Origin of the sequence: Streptomyces sp. NPDC059009 (genome assembly GCF_042740175.1) — a bacterium.
Lineage (GTDB): Bacteria > Actinomycetota > Actinomycetes > Streptomycetales > Streptomycetaceae > Streptomyces.
On sequence record NZ_JBHYJB010000022.1, the window covers coordinates 129,059 to 142,646 of the forward strand.

At 70.5% G+C, this 13,588-nt stretch carries 15 protein-coding genes; 13 read left to right on the top strand and 2 right to left on the bottom strand.

Going from position 1 to position 13,588, the window contains the following annotated elements; all coding sequences use genetic code 11:
* Positions 1 to 7: 7 nt before the first annotated feature.
* The gene (locus ACFWYM_RS22610; protein ID WP_384839955.1) at positions 8 to 364 is read right to left on the bottom strand and encodes an SAV_915 family protein; all 357 of its coding nucleotides are present in this window, start codon (positions 362 to 364) and stop codon (positions 8 to 10) included.
* 410 nt (positions 365 to 774) lie between these two features.
* On the opposite strand from ACFWYM_RS22610, the gene ACFWYM_RS22615 reads away from it, so the two are divergent.
* From ACFWYM_RS22615 to ACFWYM_RS22655, 9 genes are all read left to right on the top strand, one after another.
* Positions 775 to 1,545 carry a DeoR/GlpR family DNA-binding transcription regulator gene (locus ACFWYM_RS22615; RefSeq protein WP_384839958.1) on the top strand — a complete coding sequence of 257 codons (771 nt, stop codon included), beginning with the start codon at positions 775 to 777 and terminating at the stop codon, positions 1,543 to 1,545.
* Between the two features lie 96 nt (positions 1,546 to 1,641).
* A complete protein-coding gene (locus ACFWYM_RS22620; RefSeq protein ID WP_384839960.1) occupies positions 1,642 to 3,018 on the top strand; it encodes an ABC transporter substrate-binding protein in 1,377 nt (458 codons plus the stop codon).
* Entirely contained in the window at positions 3,015 to 3,962 is a 948-nt protein-coding gene (locus tag ACFWYM_RS22625) for a carbohydrate ABC transporter permease (protein WP_384839963.1), read from the top strand. Before ACFWYM_RS22620 ends, ACFWYM_RS22625 begins: the two co-directional genes overlap by 4 nt.
* The gene (locus ACFWYM_RS22630; protein WP_384839966.1) at positions 3,959 to 4,828 is read left to right on the top strand and encodes a carbohydrate ABC transporter permease; all 870 of its coding nucleotides are present in this window, start codon (positions 3,959 to 3,961) and stop codon (positions 4,826 to 4,828) included. The genes ACFWYM_RS22625 and ACFWYM_RS22630 overlap by 4 nt, the downstream gene beginning before the upstream one ends.
* Entirely contained in the window at positions 4,825 to 5,814 is a 990-nt protein-coding gene (locus tag ACFWYM_RS22635) for a zinc-dependent alcohol dehydrogenase family protein (protein WP_384839969.1), read from the top strand. The genes ACFWYM_RS22630 and ACFWYM_RS22635 overlap by 4 nt, the downstream gene beginning before the upstream one ends.
* A 22-nt stretch (positions 5,815 to 5,836) precedes the next feature.
* Positions 5,837 to 6,058, top strand: a complete 222-nt coding sequence (locus tag ACFWYM_RS22640) for a hypothetical protein (RefSeq protein WP_384839972.1) — start codon at positions 5,837 to 5,839, stop codon at positions 6,056 to 6,058.
* A 221-nt stretch (positions 6,059 to 6,279) separates the two neighbouring features.
* Positions 6,280 to 7,521 (top strand): TerD family protein, encoded by a 1,242-nt coding sequence (locus tag ACFWYM_RS22645; RefSeq protein ID WP_384840043.1) that lies wholly within the window; start codon positions 6,280 to 6,282, stop codon positions 7,519 to 7,521.
* Between the two features lie 109 nt (positions 7,522 to 7,630).
* Positions 7,631 to 8,830, top strand: coding sequence for an RNA-guided endonuclease InsQ/TnpB family protein (locus ACFWYM_RS22650; RefSeq protein WP_384839974.1), 1,200 nt, complete (start codon positions 7,631 to 7,633; stop codon positions 8,828 to 8,830).
* 43 nt (positions 8,831 to 8,873) lie between these two features.
* A complete protein-coding gene (locus ACFWYM_RS22655; RefSeq protein WP_384839976.1) occupies positions 8,874 to 9,023 on the top strand; it encodes a hypothetical protein in 150 nt (49 codons plus the stop codon).
* 15 nt (positions 9,024 to 9,038) lie between these two features.
* Here ACFWYM_RS22655 and ACFWYM_RS22660 read toward each other — a convergent pair whose 3' ends face one another.
* Positions 9,039 to 10,505: an alkaline phosphatase PhoX gene (locus ACFWYM_RS22660; RefSeq protein ID WP_384839979.1), complete on the bottom strand. Its 1,467-nt coding sequence runs from the start codon at positions 10,503 to 10,505 to the stop codon at positions 9,039 to 9,041.
* A 118-nt stretch (positions 10,506 to 10,623) separates the two neighbouring features.
* Here ACFWYM_RS22660 and ACFWYM_RS22665 point away from each other — a divergent pair, with 118 nt between their 5' ends.
* The 4 genes from ACFWYM_RS22665 (at position 10,624) to ACFWYM_RS22680 (ending at position 13,528) form a co-directional block, all read left to right on the top strand.
* Complete coding sequence (locus ACFWYM_RS22665; RefSeq protein ID WP_384839982.1) at positions 10,624 to 11,391, top strand: SDR family NAD(P)-dependent oxidoreductase; 768 nt, start codon at positions 10,624 to 10,626, stop codon at positions 11,389 to 11,391.
* Between the two features lie 287 nt (positions 11,392 to 11,678).
* On the top strand, positions 11,679 to 11,828 hold the full coding sequence (locus ACFWYM_RS22670; protein ID WP_384839985.1) for a hypothetical protein: 150 nt from the start codon (positions 11,679 to 11,681) through the stop codon (positions 11,826 to 11,828).
* Between the two features lie 78 nt (positions 11,829 to 11,906).
* Complete coding sequence (locus tag ACFWYM_RS22675; RefSeq protein ID WP_384839987.1) at positions 11,907 to 13,049, top strand: hypothetical protein; 1,143 nt, start codon at positions 11,907 to 11,909, stop codon at positions 13,047 to 13,049.
* A gap of 29 nt (positions 13,050 to 13,078) precedes the next feature.
* Positions 13,079 to 13,528, top strand: a complete 450-nt coding sequence (locus ACFWYM_RS22680) for a hypothetical protein (protein WP_384839990.1) — start codon at positions 13,079 to 13,081, stop codon at positions 13,526 to 13,528.
* Positions 13,529 to 13,588: the final 60 nt, after the last annotated feature.

Sequence of the window (13,588 nt, forward strand, 5' to 3'; positions counted from 1 at the left end):
CGTCCCCTCAGCCGATGGTCACGGTGGCGCGCGGCCCGGGCGCGGCCGAGCGGGCGCGGGCGGGCGCCGACGCCGGTGCGGTCAGGCGCGGGTCGACGGTCAGCTCGGTGACGCCGGCCGGGCGGGTCAGCTCGCGCAGCGCGGGCTCGGCGAGCCGGATCCAGGCGTGGCCCGGGCCGAGGGCCGCGGCCAGGCGGCGCTCGCTGGTGAAGGCGACGGCGGTGCGGCCGCCCATCGGGGTGCGGAAGATGCGGGCCGCGCAGGCCCCGGCTCCCGGCCGGACGGGGACGAACAAGGGTCCGGCCGGGGTGCGTTCGAGAGGCTCGGAATCTCCGGCATCCCCGGCTTCGATGCGGTGGGTCATGGTGACGGCTCCTGACGTACTGCTCGGTCACTGAGCGGACGCGGCGGCGAACTCCGCGTCCCGGCACCGACGTTATGCCCGCCCGCCCCCTGATCCGGCCCGCCGGTAACGCACTGTTGACGCTCCGTGGTGACTTCTTGACGCGGCTCCCCCGCCCACCCCTTACCGGCACCCGGGCAGCGAACGGGCAGCCCCGGCCCCCCAAGCGGGCAGGGCCCTGCCCGCTTCCGCGCCGCCCCGCAGGTCCGCGGCGGGCGGCCGCCCCGGCAAGCGGGCGCACCCGGGCACCATCAGGCGCGCAACAGACCTGGTCAGGCCGGTGGGCCCGCTGTAGAAACTCTTCAGGGCCGACGCGAGGCCCGAACGGGCAGCAGCAGGAAGCAGCGGTCAGCAGCAGGGCACACAGGGAGGTGCGGGCCATGAGCGCCGAGGAACGCCAGCGGGAGATCGTCCGGGCGGCACGCCGCACCGGCAGCGTCGACGTCACCGTGCTCGCCGCCCAGCTGGGCGTGGCGAAGGAGACCGTGCGCCGCGACCTGCGCGCCCTGGAGGACCACGGACTGGTCCGCCGCACCCACGGCGGGGCCTATCCCGTGGAGAGCGCCGGGTTCGAGACGACGCTCGCCTTCCGTACGACCATGCACGTCCCGCAGAAGCGGCGGATCGCGGCCGCGGCCGTCGAACTGCTCGGGGACGCCGAGACGGTCTTCGTCGACGAGGGGTTCACCCCCCAGCTGGTCGCCGAGGCGCTGCCCCGGGACCGTCAACTGACCGTCGTCACCGCCTCGTTGGCGACGGCGGGCGCCCTCGCCGAGGCCGAGAACGTCACGGTGCTGCTGCTCGGCGGCCGGGTGCGGGCGGGCACGCTCGCGACGGTCGACCACTGGACCACCAAGATGCTGGCCGGCTTCGTCATCGACCTGGCGTACATCGGCGCCAACGGCATCTCCCGCGAGCACGGCCTGACCACGCCCGACCCCGCCGTGAGCGAGGTCAAGGCACAGGCGATGCGGGCCTCCCGGCGCACCGTTTTCACGGGCGTGCACACCAAGTTCGGGGCGGTCAGCTTCTGCCGGTTCGCGGAGGTCGCCGAGCTGGAGGCGATCGTCACGAGCACCGCCCTGCCCGCGTCCGAGGCCCACCGCTACGCCCTGCGCGGACCCCAGGTCATCCGCGTCTGACCGCACGCCCGCATCCGTCCCCCCGGGGTGCCCGCACACCTTCCGCGCGCCCCTTATCTCCCCATACGTCAATCGTCATACGTCCAGGAGCGATCCATGCGAACCCAGAGCCGACGGAGGTCCCGCGCACTGCTCGCGCCGGCCGCCGCGGGGACGCTGCTCGCCCCGCTGCTCACCGGCTGCTGGGCCGGTGCGGGCGGGACCGGGTCAGGCGGCGACTCCATCAACGTCCTCATGGTCAACAACCCGCAGATGACCGAGCTCCAGAAGCTCACCGCCGCGCACTTCACCAAGAAGACCGGCATCAAGGTGAACTTCACCGTGCTGCCCGAGAACGACGTCCGCGACAAGATCAGCCAGGACTTCGCCAACCAGGCGGGCCAGTACGACGTCGCCACGCTCAGCAACTACGAGATCCCCATCTACGCGAGGAACGGCTGGCTGCACGAGGTCGGCTCGTACGCGCGGAAGGACCGGGCCTACGACGAGCGCGACGTCCTGCCGTCCATGCGGCAGTCCCTCACCGGGAACGACGGCAGGCTCTACGGCCAGCCCTTCTACGGAGAGTCGTCCTTCCTGATGTACCGCAAGGACGTCTTCGCCCAGAAGGGCCTGACCATGCCGGAGCACCCCACCTGGCGGCAGGTCGCGAGGCTGGCCGCCCAAGTGGACGGCGCCCGGCCCGGGATGAAGGGCATCTGCCTGCGCGGGCTGCCCGGCTGGGGCGAGCTGATGGCGCCCCTGACGACAGTGGTCAACACCTTCGGGGGCACATGGTTCGACAAGGACTGGAAGGCCCGCCTGGACTCCCCCGAGTTCGAAAAGGCGACGCGCTTCTACGTGGACCTCGTCCGCGACCACGGCGAGTCCGGCGCAGCCCAGTCCGGCTACGCCGAGTGCCTCAACAACCTCACCCAGGGCAAGACGGCGATGTGGTACGACGCCACGGCCGCCGCGGGTTCCCTGGAGTCGGCCAAGTCCCCGGTCAAGGGCAAGATCGGCTACGTCCCGGCACCGGTCGAGCGCACGAAGAGCTCCGGCTGGCTCTACACCTGGGCGTGGGGCCTGCAGAAGGCGTCCCACAACCCCGACAAGGCGTGGAAGTTCATCTCCTGGGCGTCCGGCAAGGAGTACGAGAACCTGGTCGGCGAGAAGATCGGCTGGTCCAACGTCCCGGCGGGCAAGCGCGCCTCGACCTACACCAACCCGGCGTACCGCAAAGAAGCCGCCGCCTTCCAGGACGTCACCCGCGCCGCCATCGAAGGGGCCCGCCCCCGCGACCCGGGCGTGCAGCCTCGGCCCGCGCCCGGCATCCAGTTCGTCGGCATCCCCGAGTTCACCGACCTCGGCACCCGGGTCTCCCAGGAGATCAGTGCGGCCATCGCCGGACGCCAGTCCGTCGGATCGGCCCTGGAGAAGTCGCAGCGGATCGCCGAAGAGATCTCCGAGGAGTACGAGGGGCGAGGCCGATGACCGTCACAGCGAGCACCACTGTCACGCCCACGCGCGCGCCCGCCGCAAGGAAGGCGCCACCGGGACGGCTGCGCGCCTGGGCCACCCGGGCCCCGCTCCTGCCCGCCCTGATCTTCATGATCGCCGTGACCCAACTCCCGTTCGTGGCCACCCTGGTGATCTCCTTCTTCGACTGGAACGCGCTCTACCCGGACGCCCGCCACTTCACCGGCTTCGCCAACTACCACGACGTCCTCACCGACCCGGACCTGCGCAAGTCCGTCTTCACCACGATCCTGCTCACCGCGGCCGTGGTGCTCGCGAGTCTGGTCATCGGGCTCGGCCTGGCGCTGCTCCTGGACCGGAAGTTCCGCGGCCGCGGACTGGTCCGCACGCTGCTGATCGCACCGTTCCTGCTGGTCCCGGTGGCGGCCGCGCTGCTGTGGAAGCACGTGCTCTACAACCCCGAGTACGGCCTCTTCAACGGCCTGCTGCACTGGGCCGGCGGCGACTCGGCGGCCCAGCCCGACTGGATCTCCAACACCCCGCTGCTCGCCGTGGAGGCGTCCCTCGTCTGGCAGTGGACGCCCTTCATGATGCTGATCCTGCTCGCGGGCCTGCAGAGCCGCGACCCCGAACTCATCGAGGCGGCCCGCATGGACGGCGCCGGCAACTGGCAGGTCTTCCGCCACCTGACCCTCCCCCACCTGCGCCGCTACCTCGAACTGGGCGCCCTGCTCGGCTCGATCTACATCGTGCAGAACTTCGACGCGGTGTTCACGATCACCTCCGGCGGCCTCGGCACAGCCAACCTCCCGTACACCGTGTACCAGAGCTTCTACCAGGCCCATGAGAACGGCCTGGCGTCGGCGGCGGGCGTCCTCGTCGTGATCGGCTCGATCCTCATCGCGACGTTCGCGCTGCGGGTCGTGTCGTCCCTGTTCCGCGAGGAGACGTCCCGATGAACCTCTCAACCGGCCTGCAGGGCAAGGGGATCGTGAAGGGCAAGGGGATCGTGAAGGGCAAGGGCCTCGGCCTGGTGGCGTGGCTCGCCGGAATCCTCTTCTTCCTGCCCATCGCCTGGATGACGCTGACGTCCTTCCACTCCGAGGAGGACGCGGCCACCAACCCGCCCTCGCTCGCCGCCTCGCTCACCCTCGACGGCTACCGCGACTTCTTCGGGGCGGGCGGCGGCGCGAGCCCCTGGCCCGCGCTGATCAACTCGACGGTGGCATCAGTGGTTTCCACCATCTGCGTCCTCCTCCTGGCCCTCCCCGCGGCCTACGCTCTCTCGATCCGCCGGGTCCGCAAATGGACGGACGTCCTCTTCTTCTTCCTCTCGACGAAGATGCTGCCGGTCGTCGCCGGCCTCCTCCCGATCTACCTCTTCGCCAAGAACACCGGGATGCTCGACAACATCTGGCTCCTGGTCATCCTCTACACGTCGATGAACCTGCCGATCGCCGTGTGGATGATGCAGTCGTTCCTCGCCGAGGTGCCGAAGGCCGTCATCGAGGCCGCACAGATCGACGGCGCGCGCCTGCCCGTCATCCTCGCCCGCGTCGTGGCCCCCATCGCCCTGCCCGGCATCGCCGCCACGGCCCTGATCTGCTTCATCTTCAGCTGGAACGAGCTGCTCTTCGCCCGTGTCCTGACCGGGGTCGTCGCGTCGACCGCCCCCGTCTTCCTGACCGGATTCATCACCAGCCAGGGCCTGTTCCTGGCGAAGGTGTGCGCCGCGTCGCTCGTGATCTCCCTGCCGGTGCTCGCCGCGGGGTTCGCCGCCCAGGACAAGCTGGTCCAGGGCCTGTCGTTGGGAGCTGTCAAGTGAAAGCCGCCATCATCGAGTCCGTGGGCAAGGCCGTCGTGGGCGAGGTGCCCGACCCCACCCCCGGCCCACGGGACGTCGTCGTGGAGGTGGCGGCATGCGGCCTGTGCGGAACGGATCTCCACATCCTCCAGGGCGAGTTCGCGCCCACGCTGCCGGTGGTGCCCGGCCATGAGTTCGCGGGCGTCGTGGTGGAGCGGGGCAGCGAGGTGCGCGATCTCGCGCCGGGCGACCGGGTGGCGGTCGACCCCTCCCTCCACTGCCACGAGTGCCGCCACTGCCGGGACGGGCGGGGCAACCTGTGCGAGCGCTGGGCGGCGATCGGGGTGACCACGGCGGGCGGCGCGGCCCAGTACGCGCTCGCCCCCGCCGCTAACTGCGTCCGCCTGCCCGACCACGTCCGCACCCAGGACGCCGCCCTGATCGAACCGCTCTCCTGCGCGGTCCGCGGCTACGACGTGCTGCGCACCCGCCTCGCCTCCCGGGTCCTGATCTACGGCTCCGGAACGATGGGCCTGATGATGCTGGAGCTCGCGAAGCGGACGGGCGCGGCGAGCGTCGAGGTGATCGACCTGAACGCGGAACGCCTGGCGACGGCGCGGAAGTTGGGCGTGTCCGGGGCCGCCGCGAACGCGGACGAACTGGACCGGCCCGGCGGCTGGGACGTGGTGATCGACGCGACGGGGAACGCGGCGGCGATCCAGGACGGCCTCGGCCGCGTGGCCAAGGCGGGCACCTTCCTCCAGTTCGGCGTGGCCGACTACGCGACCCGGGTCACGATCGACCCGTACCGGATCTACAACCAGGAGATCACCATCACCGGGTCGATGGCGGTCCTGCACAGCTACGAGCGGGCGGCGGAGCTGTTCGCGGCGGGGGTCCTCGACCCGGACGTCTTCATCAGCGACCGGATGCCGCTGGCGGACTACCCGGCGGCCCTCGACCACTTCGCCTCGGGGGCGGGCCGTAAAACGGTGGTGGTGCCCTAGCCCCCGCCGTACTCTCCTCGGCATGCCGAGACCTCAGGGATTCACGTACGCCGTGCGGGGCGACGGGACCGTCGTGATCACGCACGGCCCGCGCACCGCGGCCACGCTGCGCGGTGCGCGGGCCGCGGAGTTCGTCGCCGAGGTGGACTCCGGCGACGCACAGCTGGTGATGGCGCGCTGGACGGGCAACTACAAGCGGGGCAACGAGAGGGCGGCGCGGCGGCATCCGCGCAACGGGGGCTGAGCCTCTGCCTCCGGCGGTTCTTTCCCCGGTCCCGCCCCTTCCCGAATCCGCGACTCCGTCGCCCGGGGGCACCCCTGTCGCCGCTGCCGCGGCTCGTCCTCAAGCGCCGGACGGGCTATCCCTAGCCCGTCCGGTTCGGGAAGGGGCGGGATCGGGGAAGGAAAAGCTGCGGGTAAGGGAACGGTAAAGCGGGCCCGGTCGTTACCCGGGGCATGACCGCTATGACCCCCGGCTCGAACATCCCGCTCACCGCCACCCGCGTGGCAGTGGACGTCTCCGCCCCCGTGCGCCTCGACGTCTCGGGCCTCCTGCTCACCGCCGACGGCAAGGTGCGCTCGGACGACGACTTCATCTTCTTCAACCAGCCCTCGGGCCCCGGCGTCACCTACCAGTCGGGGGGCGGCACGACGCCCGACGTGATCACGGTCGACACCGCCTCCGTCCCGCCCGGCATCGAGAAGATCGTCGTCACCGCGAGCCCGGACGCGGCCGGCCAGACCTTCCAGGGCATCGAGCCCACCGCCACGATCCGCAACGCGGACGACGGCTCGGTCCTCGCCACCTTCACCCCGCCGCAGCTCGGCACCGAGACCGCCCTGGTCATCGTCGAGGTCTACCTCCGGGGCGGCGCGTGGAAGGCACGCGCGGTCGGCCAGGGCTATGCGAACGGCCTCGCGGGCATCGCCACCGACTTCGGCGTGAGCGTCGAGGAGCCCGCCCCGGCGGCCACCCCGGCCCCGGCCGCCCCCACCGCTCCGCCCGCCGCCATGGCACCCCCGTCCGGCCCCCCGGTCCAGGGCCCGCCCCCGCCGGCCGCGGCCGACCCCCGTATCGCCGCACCCCCGGCGGCCCCCGCCGCCCCCGCACCGCCCGCCCCCGGCGCCGGGAAGATCAACCTCGACAAGGGCCGCGTCAGCCTCCAGAAGAACCAGACCGTGTCCCTGGTCAAGGCCGGCCGCCCGCTGCTCGCGCAGGTCAAGATGGGCCTCGGCTGGGAGCCCGCGTTCCGGGGCAAGGACATCGACCTGGACGCCTCCGTCATCGCGTACGGCCCGCAGCGCAACCACATCGACAGCTGCTACTTCGGCAAGCTCTCGATCCTGAACGGAGCGGTGAAGCACTCCGGCGACAACCTCACGGGCGAGGGCGGCGGTGACGACGAGGTGATCGTCGTCGACCTCGGCCGCCTCCCCCAGGAGGTCACGGGCCTGGTCTTCACGGTGAACTCGTTCTCGGGCCAGAAGTTCACCGAGGTCGCCAAGGCGTACTGCCGCCTGATCGACGCGGCGACCAACGAAGAGCTGGTCCGCTTCGACCTCACCAACGCCGAGTCGCAGACCGGCGTGATGATGGCGAAGCTGGTCCGGCAGTTCTCCGGCGAGTGGGACATGACGGCCATGGGCGACTTCGTGAAGTCCCGTACGGTGCGCGGGATGGTGAAGCCCGCCGCGCAGGCGCTGTAGGGCCTCTACAGCAAGAGGCATGTGGGAGACGCATCGCCGCCAAGCCGATCTGTCTCCCACTGCCAACTTCCCCCGAAAGCTAACAAGTTGACGTGCTAGCTTGTGAAGCATGAGGGCCACGCACGTGAAGCGGGCGTTCAAGTACCGCTTCTATCCGACCGATGCGCAGGCGGCCGAGCTGTCGCGCACGTTGGGGTGTGTGCGCAAGGTCTACAACATGGCGCTCGCCGCCCGGACCGAGGCATGGGCGCGCCAGGAGCGGGTCAACTACAACGCCACCTCGGCGATGCTGACCGCGTGGAAGAAGACCGAGGAACTGGCCTACCTGAACGTGGTCTCCTCGGTCCCGCTCCAACAGGCCCTGCGGCACTTGCAGGCGGCGTTCGCGAGCTTCTTCGGCAAGCGGGCGAAGTACCCGCGCTTCAAGTCGAAGAAGAAGTCGCGGAAGTCCGCCGAGTACACCACCAGCGGGTTCCGTTTCCGGGACGGCGAGTTGATGCTCGCGAAGATGGCGGAACCCCTGGCGATCGTGTGGTCCCGCCCCCTCCCGGAAGGCGCGAAGCCTTCCACGGTGACGGTCTCGCAGGACGCGGCGGGACGCTGGTTCGTCTCCCTGCTGTGCGAGGACCCCACCGTCAAGCCGCTGCCCGCCAACGGCAAGGCCGTGGGCATTGACGTGGGCCTGGAACACCTGCTGGCTCTCTCCACCGGGGAGAAGGTCGCCAACCCTCGGCACGAACGTCGTGACCGGGAACGGTTGGCGAAGGCCCAGCGGGAGCTGGCCCGCAAAGCCAGCGGCGATGGCGCGAACCGGGCCAAGGCCCGGCGCAAGGTCGCCAAGATCTATGCCCGCATCGCCGACCGGCGACGCGACGCGCTGCACAAGCTGACCACTCGTCTCGTGCGTGAGAACCAAACGCTCGTGATCGAGGACCTGACCGTGCGCAACATGGTCACCAACCGGAAACTGGCCCGCGCCATCTCCGACGCGTCATGGGCCGAGTTCCGCAGCATGCTGGAGTACAAAGCCCAGTGGTACGGGCGGGACGTGGTCGCGGTCGACCGCTTCTTCCCCTCCTCCAAACTGTGCTCCCACTGCGGCACCCTCGCCAAGGCGATGCCGCTCAACGTCCGCACCTGGACATGCGAGGGCTGCGGCACGACCCATGACCGGGACGTGAACGCGGCACGCAACCTCAAGGCCGCCGGGCTGGCGGCATCGGCCTGTGGAGCTGGTGTAAGACCTCAACGGAGAACTCCGGACGGGCAGTCGGCGACGAAGCAGGAAACCCCACGGCGCGAGCCATAGGGATTCCCTCTCGTTCGCGAGTAGGGAAGAAGTCAACCAGACCATGTTCGGGCCGGACGGCAGCGGCGGCGAGACCCCGGGCTCCGGTGCGGAGTCCCAGGGTCTGCGCGTGCTCCTTGGCACGGACGGCAAGCTGACGGTGGAGTCCCGCGACTTCCGCCGCAACAAGCTCATCCGCACCCTGACCGTCTGAACCTCACCGGCGGGTTCAGCGGCGCCGGCGCCGCCACGGTCCCGTGATCGCCAGCATGATGCCCGGCGTCTGGATGTTGGCGTACAGGGTCTTGCCGTCGGGCGAGAAGGTGACCCCCGTGAACTCGCTGTACTCCGGCTTCTCTTCGGTGCCGATGTTGAGCTCGTTGCGCGCGATGGGATACGTGCGGCCGCTCTCCGTGGCGCCGAAGAGGTGCTGGATCCCTTCCCCGTCCTCGGCGATGACGAGCCCTCCGTACGGGGAGACCGTGATGTTGTCCGGTCCGTCGAAGGCGCCGTCTTTCGACGGGTCGGGGTTGACCCCGAGGAGCACCTTCAGCGTCAGGGTGCGGCGCGACGGGTCGTAGAACCAGACCTGGCCGTCGTGCCGGACGGGGCTCTCCTCGCGGGCGTACGAGGAGACGATGTACGCGCCGCCGTCGCCCCACCACATGCCCTCCAGCTTGCGGGCGCGGGTGATCTCACCGTCCTTGAACTGCCCCCGCACGGGCACGGTCTGCGCGTCGCGGTCGGGGACCTCCACCCAGTCCACGCCGTACACGGTGCCGATCTTCGTGGCGCGCGACAGGTCGTCGACGAAACGGCCGCCGGAGTCATAGCACTTGGGGGCCTTGAGGGCGCCCGCGTCGTCGGCGAGCGTGCGGAGCCGGCCGCGGCCGTGGTGGAAGCCCTGCGGCGGAGTCCAGCGGTAGAGCAGGCCGTTGGGGCCCGAGGCGTCCTCGGTGAGGTAGGCGTGGCCGCGCTTGGGGTCGATGACGACGGCCTCGTGGGCGTACCGGCCGAACGCCTTGACAGGCTTCGGGGCGCGGTTGGCCCTGCGGTCGAGGGGGTCGACCTCGAAGACGTAGCCGTGGTCCTTGGTCATGCCGTTCTTGCCGGCCTTGTCCTCGGTCTCCTCACAGGTCAGCCAGGTACCCCAAGGGGTGCGTCCGCCCGCGCAGTTGGTGGCCGTGCCCGCGATGCCGACCCACTCGGCGACCTGCCCGTCGGGGCGGACCTCGACGACGGTGCAGCCGCCGGAGGCCGCCGGGTCGTAGACGAGCCCCTCAGTGAGCGGGACCGGGTACTTCCAGTCCGCGCGCGGGCCCTTCAGCTCGTGGTTGTTGACGAGGAGGGTGGTGCCGCGCGGGCCGGGGAAGGTGGCGGTGCCGTCGTGGTTGGACGGCGTGAACTCGCCGCTCTCCAGCTTGGTCCGCCCGCTGTAGGTGATGACCTTGTACGAGAAGTGGGCGGGCAGCGCAAGCAGGCCCTCCGGGTCGGGGACGAGCGGGCCGTAGCCCGGACCGCCGTTCCCGTGCCCGTGACTGTGGCCGTCCGCCCCGTCCGTGCCCGCCACCTCGTCCGTCTCGGTGGCGGCGAGCGCACCGGGCGCGGTGGCGAGCGCACCGATGCTCCCGGCCAGGGCGACCCCGGCACCGGTGAGCGCGGATCGTCTGGCGAAGTCCCTGCGGGTGAGCGTCATCGTCTCTCCTTCAGCGCGCGTACGACCGGGCTGCTGTCGGCGTCACATTCCCGCTCGCGTATAAACGGCGGTTGAACACTGTCCGACTTCAGGGGACCACTTCCGGAGGTTTTCACCCATGACTCTGCCCGCCACGGGGCGCCGTGTCCTCATCAGCGGAGCCTCACGCGGGCTCGGCCGCGCGCTGGCCCAGGCGTTCGCGGCCAACGGCGACCGGGTGGCCGTGCACTTCGGCTCCCGCGAGGAGGAGGCCCGCGCGACGCTGGACTCGCTGAGCGGGGACGGGCACGTCCTGGTGGGCGGCGACCTGGCGGACCCGGCGGGCGCCGCCGCCGTCGCGGACCGGGCGGCCGACGCCCTCGGCGGCCTCGACGTGCTCGTCAACAACGCCGCCGTGAACCTGCCGCACCCGCTCGCCGACACCTCGTACGCGGACTGGGCGGAGCTCTGGCAGCGGCACGTGTCCGTCAACCTCCTCGCCACGGCGAATCTCAGCCATCTGGCGGCGCACCGGATGATCGGGCAGGGCACCGGTGGCCGGATCGTCAACATCGGCTCGCGCGGCGCCTTCCGGGGCGAGCCCGACCACCCGGCGTACGGGGCGACGAAGGCGGCCGTGCACGCGCTCGGCCAGTCGCTCGCCGTCTCGCTCGCGCCGCACGGCATCGGGGTGGCCTCGGTGGCGCCCGGCTTCTTCGCGACCGAGCGGGTGGCGCACCGGCTGAGCGGGGCGGAGGGCGAGGCGATCCGCGCCCAGAGCCCGTTCGGGCGCGCGGGCACCGCCGAGGAGATCGCCGATGCCGTGCTGTGGCTGGCGTCGCCGCTCGCGGAGTGGGCCTCGGGCACGGTCCTCGATCTCAACGGGGCGTCGCACCTGAGGACTTGAGCGGCCAACCGTTGGCCAGGGCTGCTGTTCAGTGAGTGGTTGGAAGAATCTTCGTAAAGAAGGTCAACAGCAGCAGAAAGGCGCTAAAGCCAAGATTTCGCGCAGAACATCTTGACCCCGGATGCACACCGCAATAGACAGCACCTACCTGTTACCTGCATCACCCGTCGTGGGGAGGCGAGCCGGTGGACGCTCATCGCGCACGCAGCCTCCATGAGAGCCGGCTCATGCGGCTGGCCAATGTGACCGGAGTCGGTACTGGGAGGGACGAGCACACAGGTGGGGACGTGATCATCGTCTTCGTCTCCCAGAAGGTGCCCCGTGACCGGCTCCGCAGAGAAGACGTGGTTCCCGATGAGCTCGACGGCGTGCCGGTGCGCGTGCTCGCGATCGGTGAAGTGAGCGCTCAGGACGGTCAGTTGGACGATCCGTCGTGAGGGCTTCGGCCTAGGGATTGACGGAACCTCTTCATTCAGGGGAAGAGGTGATCGGGCGTGGTCAGCCAGCCCGAATTGATGCGAGGTCCCACTGGGGGGCAGCTCAGCGACAGTTCGCGCCAGCAGGCGCTCTCCGACTTCATGCGGCGTGATCAGCCGCTCGCCAACGTCGTCGGCTACGGCCACGGCGTGAAGTGGATCGACGGACAGCCGACCGGTGAGCCCGCCGTGCTGGTGTTCGTCACCCAGAAGGTGCCCGAGTCCATGCTGCCGGAGCGGGACGTCGTCCCGCGCACCATGGACGACGGCACTCCCACCGACATCGTCGCGGTCGGCCATGTCGCCGCACAGCGCCAGCAGCAGCGCAAGGCGGGCAGCGGCCGCATCGAGGACGTCGGCTCGCTGCGCGCGGACGGCGGCGTCGAGGAACAGCTCGCCCGGCTGTCCCAGCCGCTGCTCCAGGAGTCCGGCGCGCTCGGCGTGTTCGAGCCGCAGATCCTCAAGCGGCGGATGCGGCCCGCGCCGTCCGGCATCTCCGTCGGCAACGTCAAGGTGACGGCCGGCACGCTCGGCAGCGTGGTCTACGACTTCCTGCCCGGCGCCACCGTGGACCCACCGGCCGCCGGGCTCGGCATCCCGTCGAAGTTCTACATCCTCTCCAACAACCACGTGCTCGCCGACTCCAACCGCGCCCAGCTGGGCAGCGCCATCGTGCAGCCCGGCGTCTTCGACGGCGGGCAGGACCCGGCGGACCGCATCGCGGTCCTGGACCGGTTCGTCACCATCCAGTTCGCGCCGCAGATCCCGCTGGAGCGGCACAACAACGTGGTGGACTGCGCGCTCGGCGCCGTCGAGTTCCAGGACGCGACCCGCGAGCAGTACTTCAGCGGCGCCCCGCGCGCCTGGCGCCGCAAGTGCAACGTCGCCGTCGGCGACCGGGTCAAGAAGACCGGCCGGACGACGAACATCTCCTTCGGCCGCATCCTCGCGGTCGACGCGACGATCGACGTGAACTACGGCACGGCGGGCACGGCCCGCTTCAAGGACCAGATCCTGACGACGGCCATCTCCGCGGGCGGCGACTCCGGGTCCCTGGTGACCTCGCTCGACAACGTCGCCCTGGGTCTGCTCTTCGCCGGTTCCTCCACGGTCACCGTGGCCAACCACATCGAGAACGTCCGCGCGCTGCTGCGCGTGGAGATCTCCGAGCAGCTGGCCTGACGGCCGTGGCTTCATGAAGGGAGGCTTCCATGACCACTCAGGCACGTAAGCAGAAGGGCCAGACCCGCGCCGAGCACCGCTTCCACAACCCGCAGGGGGCGGAGGTCAAGACGCGTGACGAGGCGTTCGCCACGCAGGCCGTGGAGGTGTCGGCCGAGGCGGTGCAGACGGACGCCAAGCTGACGCTGCACAACGGGGCGGTCACGTTCGAGATGACGGTGAAGTACAACCCCAACACCTATCCGTTCGTGATCACCGGCGGCCAGATCACCTCCGGCATCTGCGGCGCCCCGTGGGACATCACGGGCGGCTCCCTGGGCAACTCGCTGCGCATCGACGCCAAGCGCGCCGGCCAGGGCTCCTGCGCCAACACGATCACGATCGTGGGCCAGTTCCAGAACCCGCCGTCGTACCGCGGCACCTACGGCTTCGACGGCCAGTCGTCGTCGTTCAACCACACGACGCGGTACCAGTGCTAGCGCCGTAGCCCGGCAGAGCAGTGGGGCCCGCCTCCTCCCGGGACGGGCCCCACACACGCG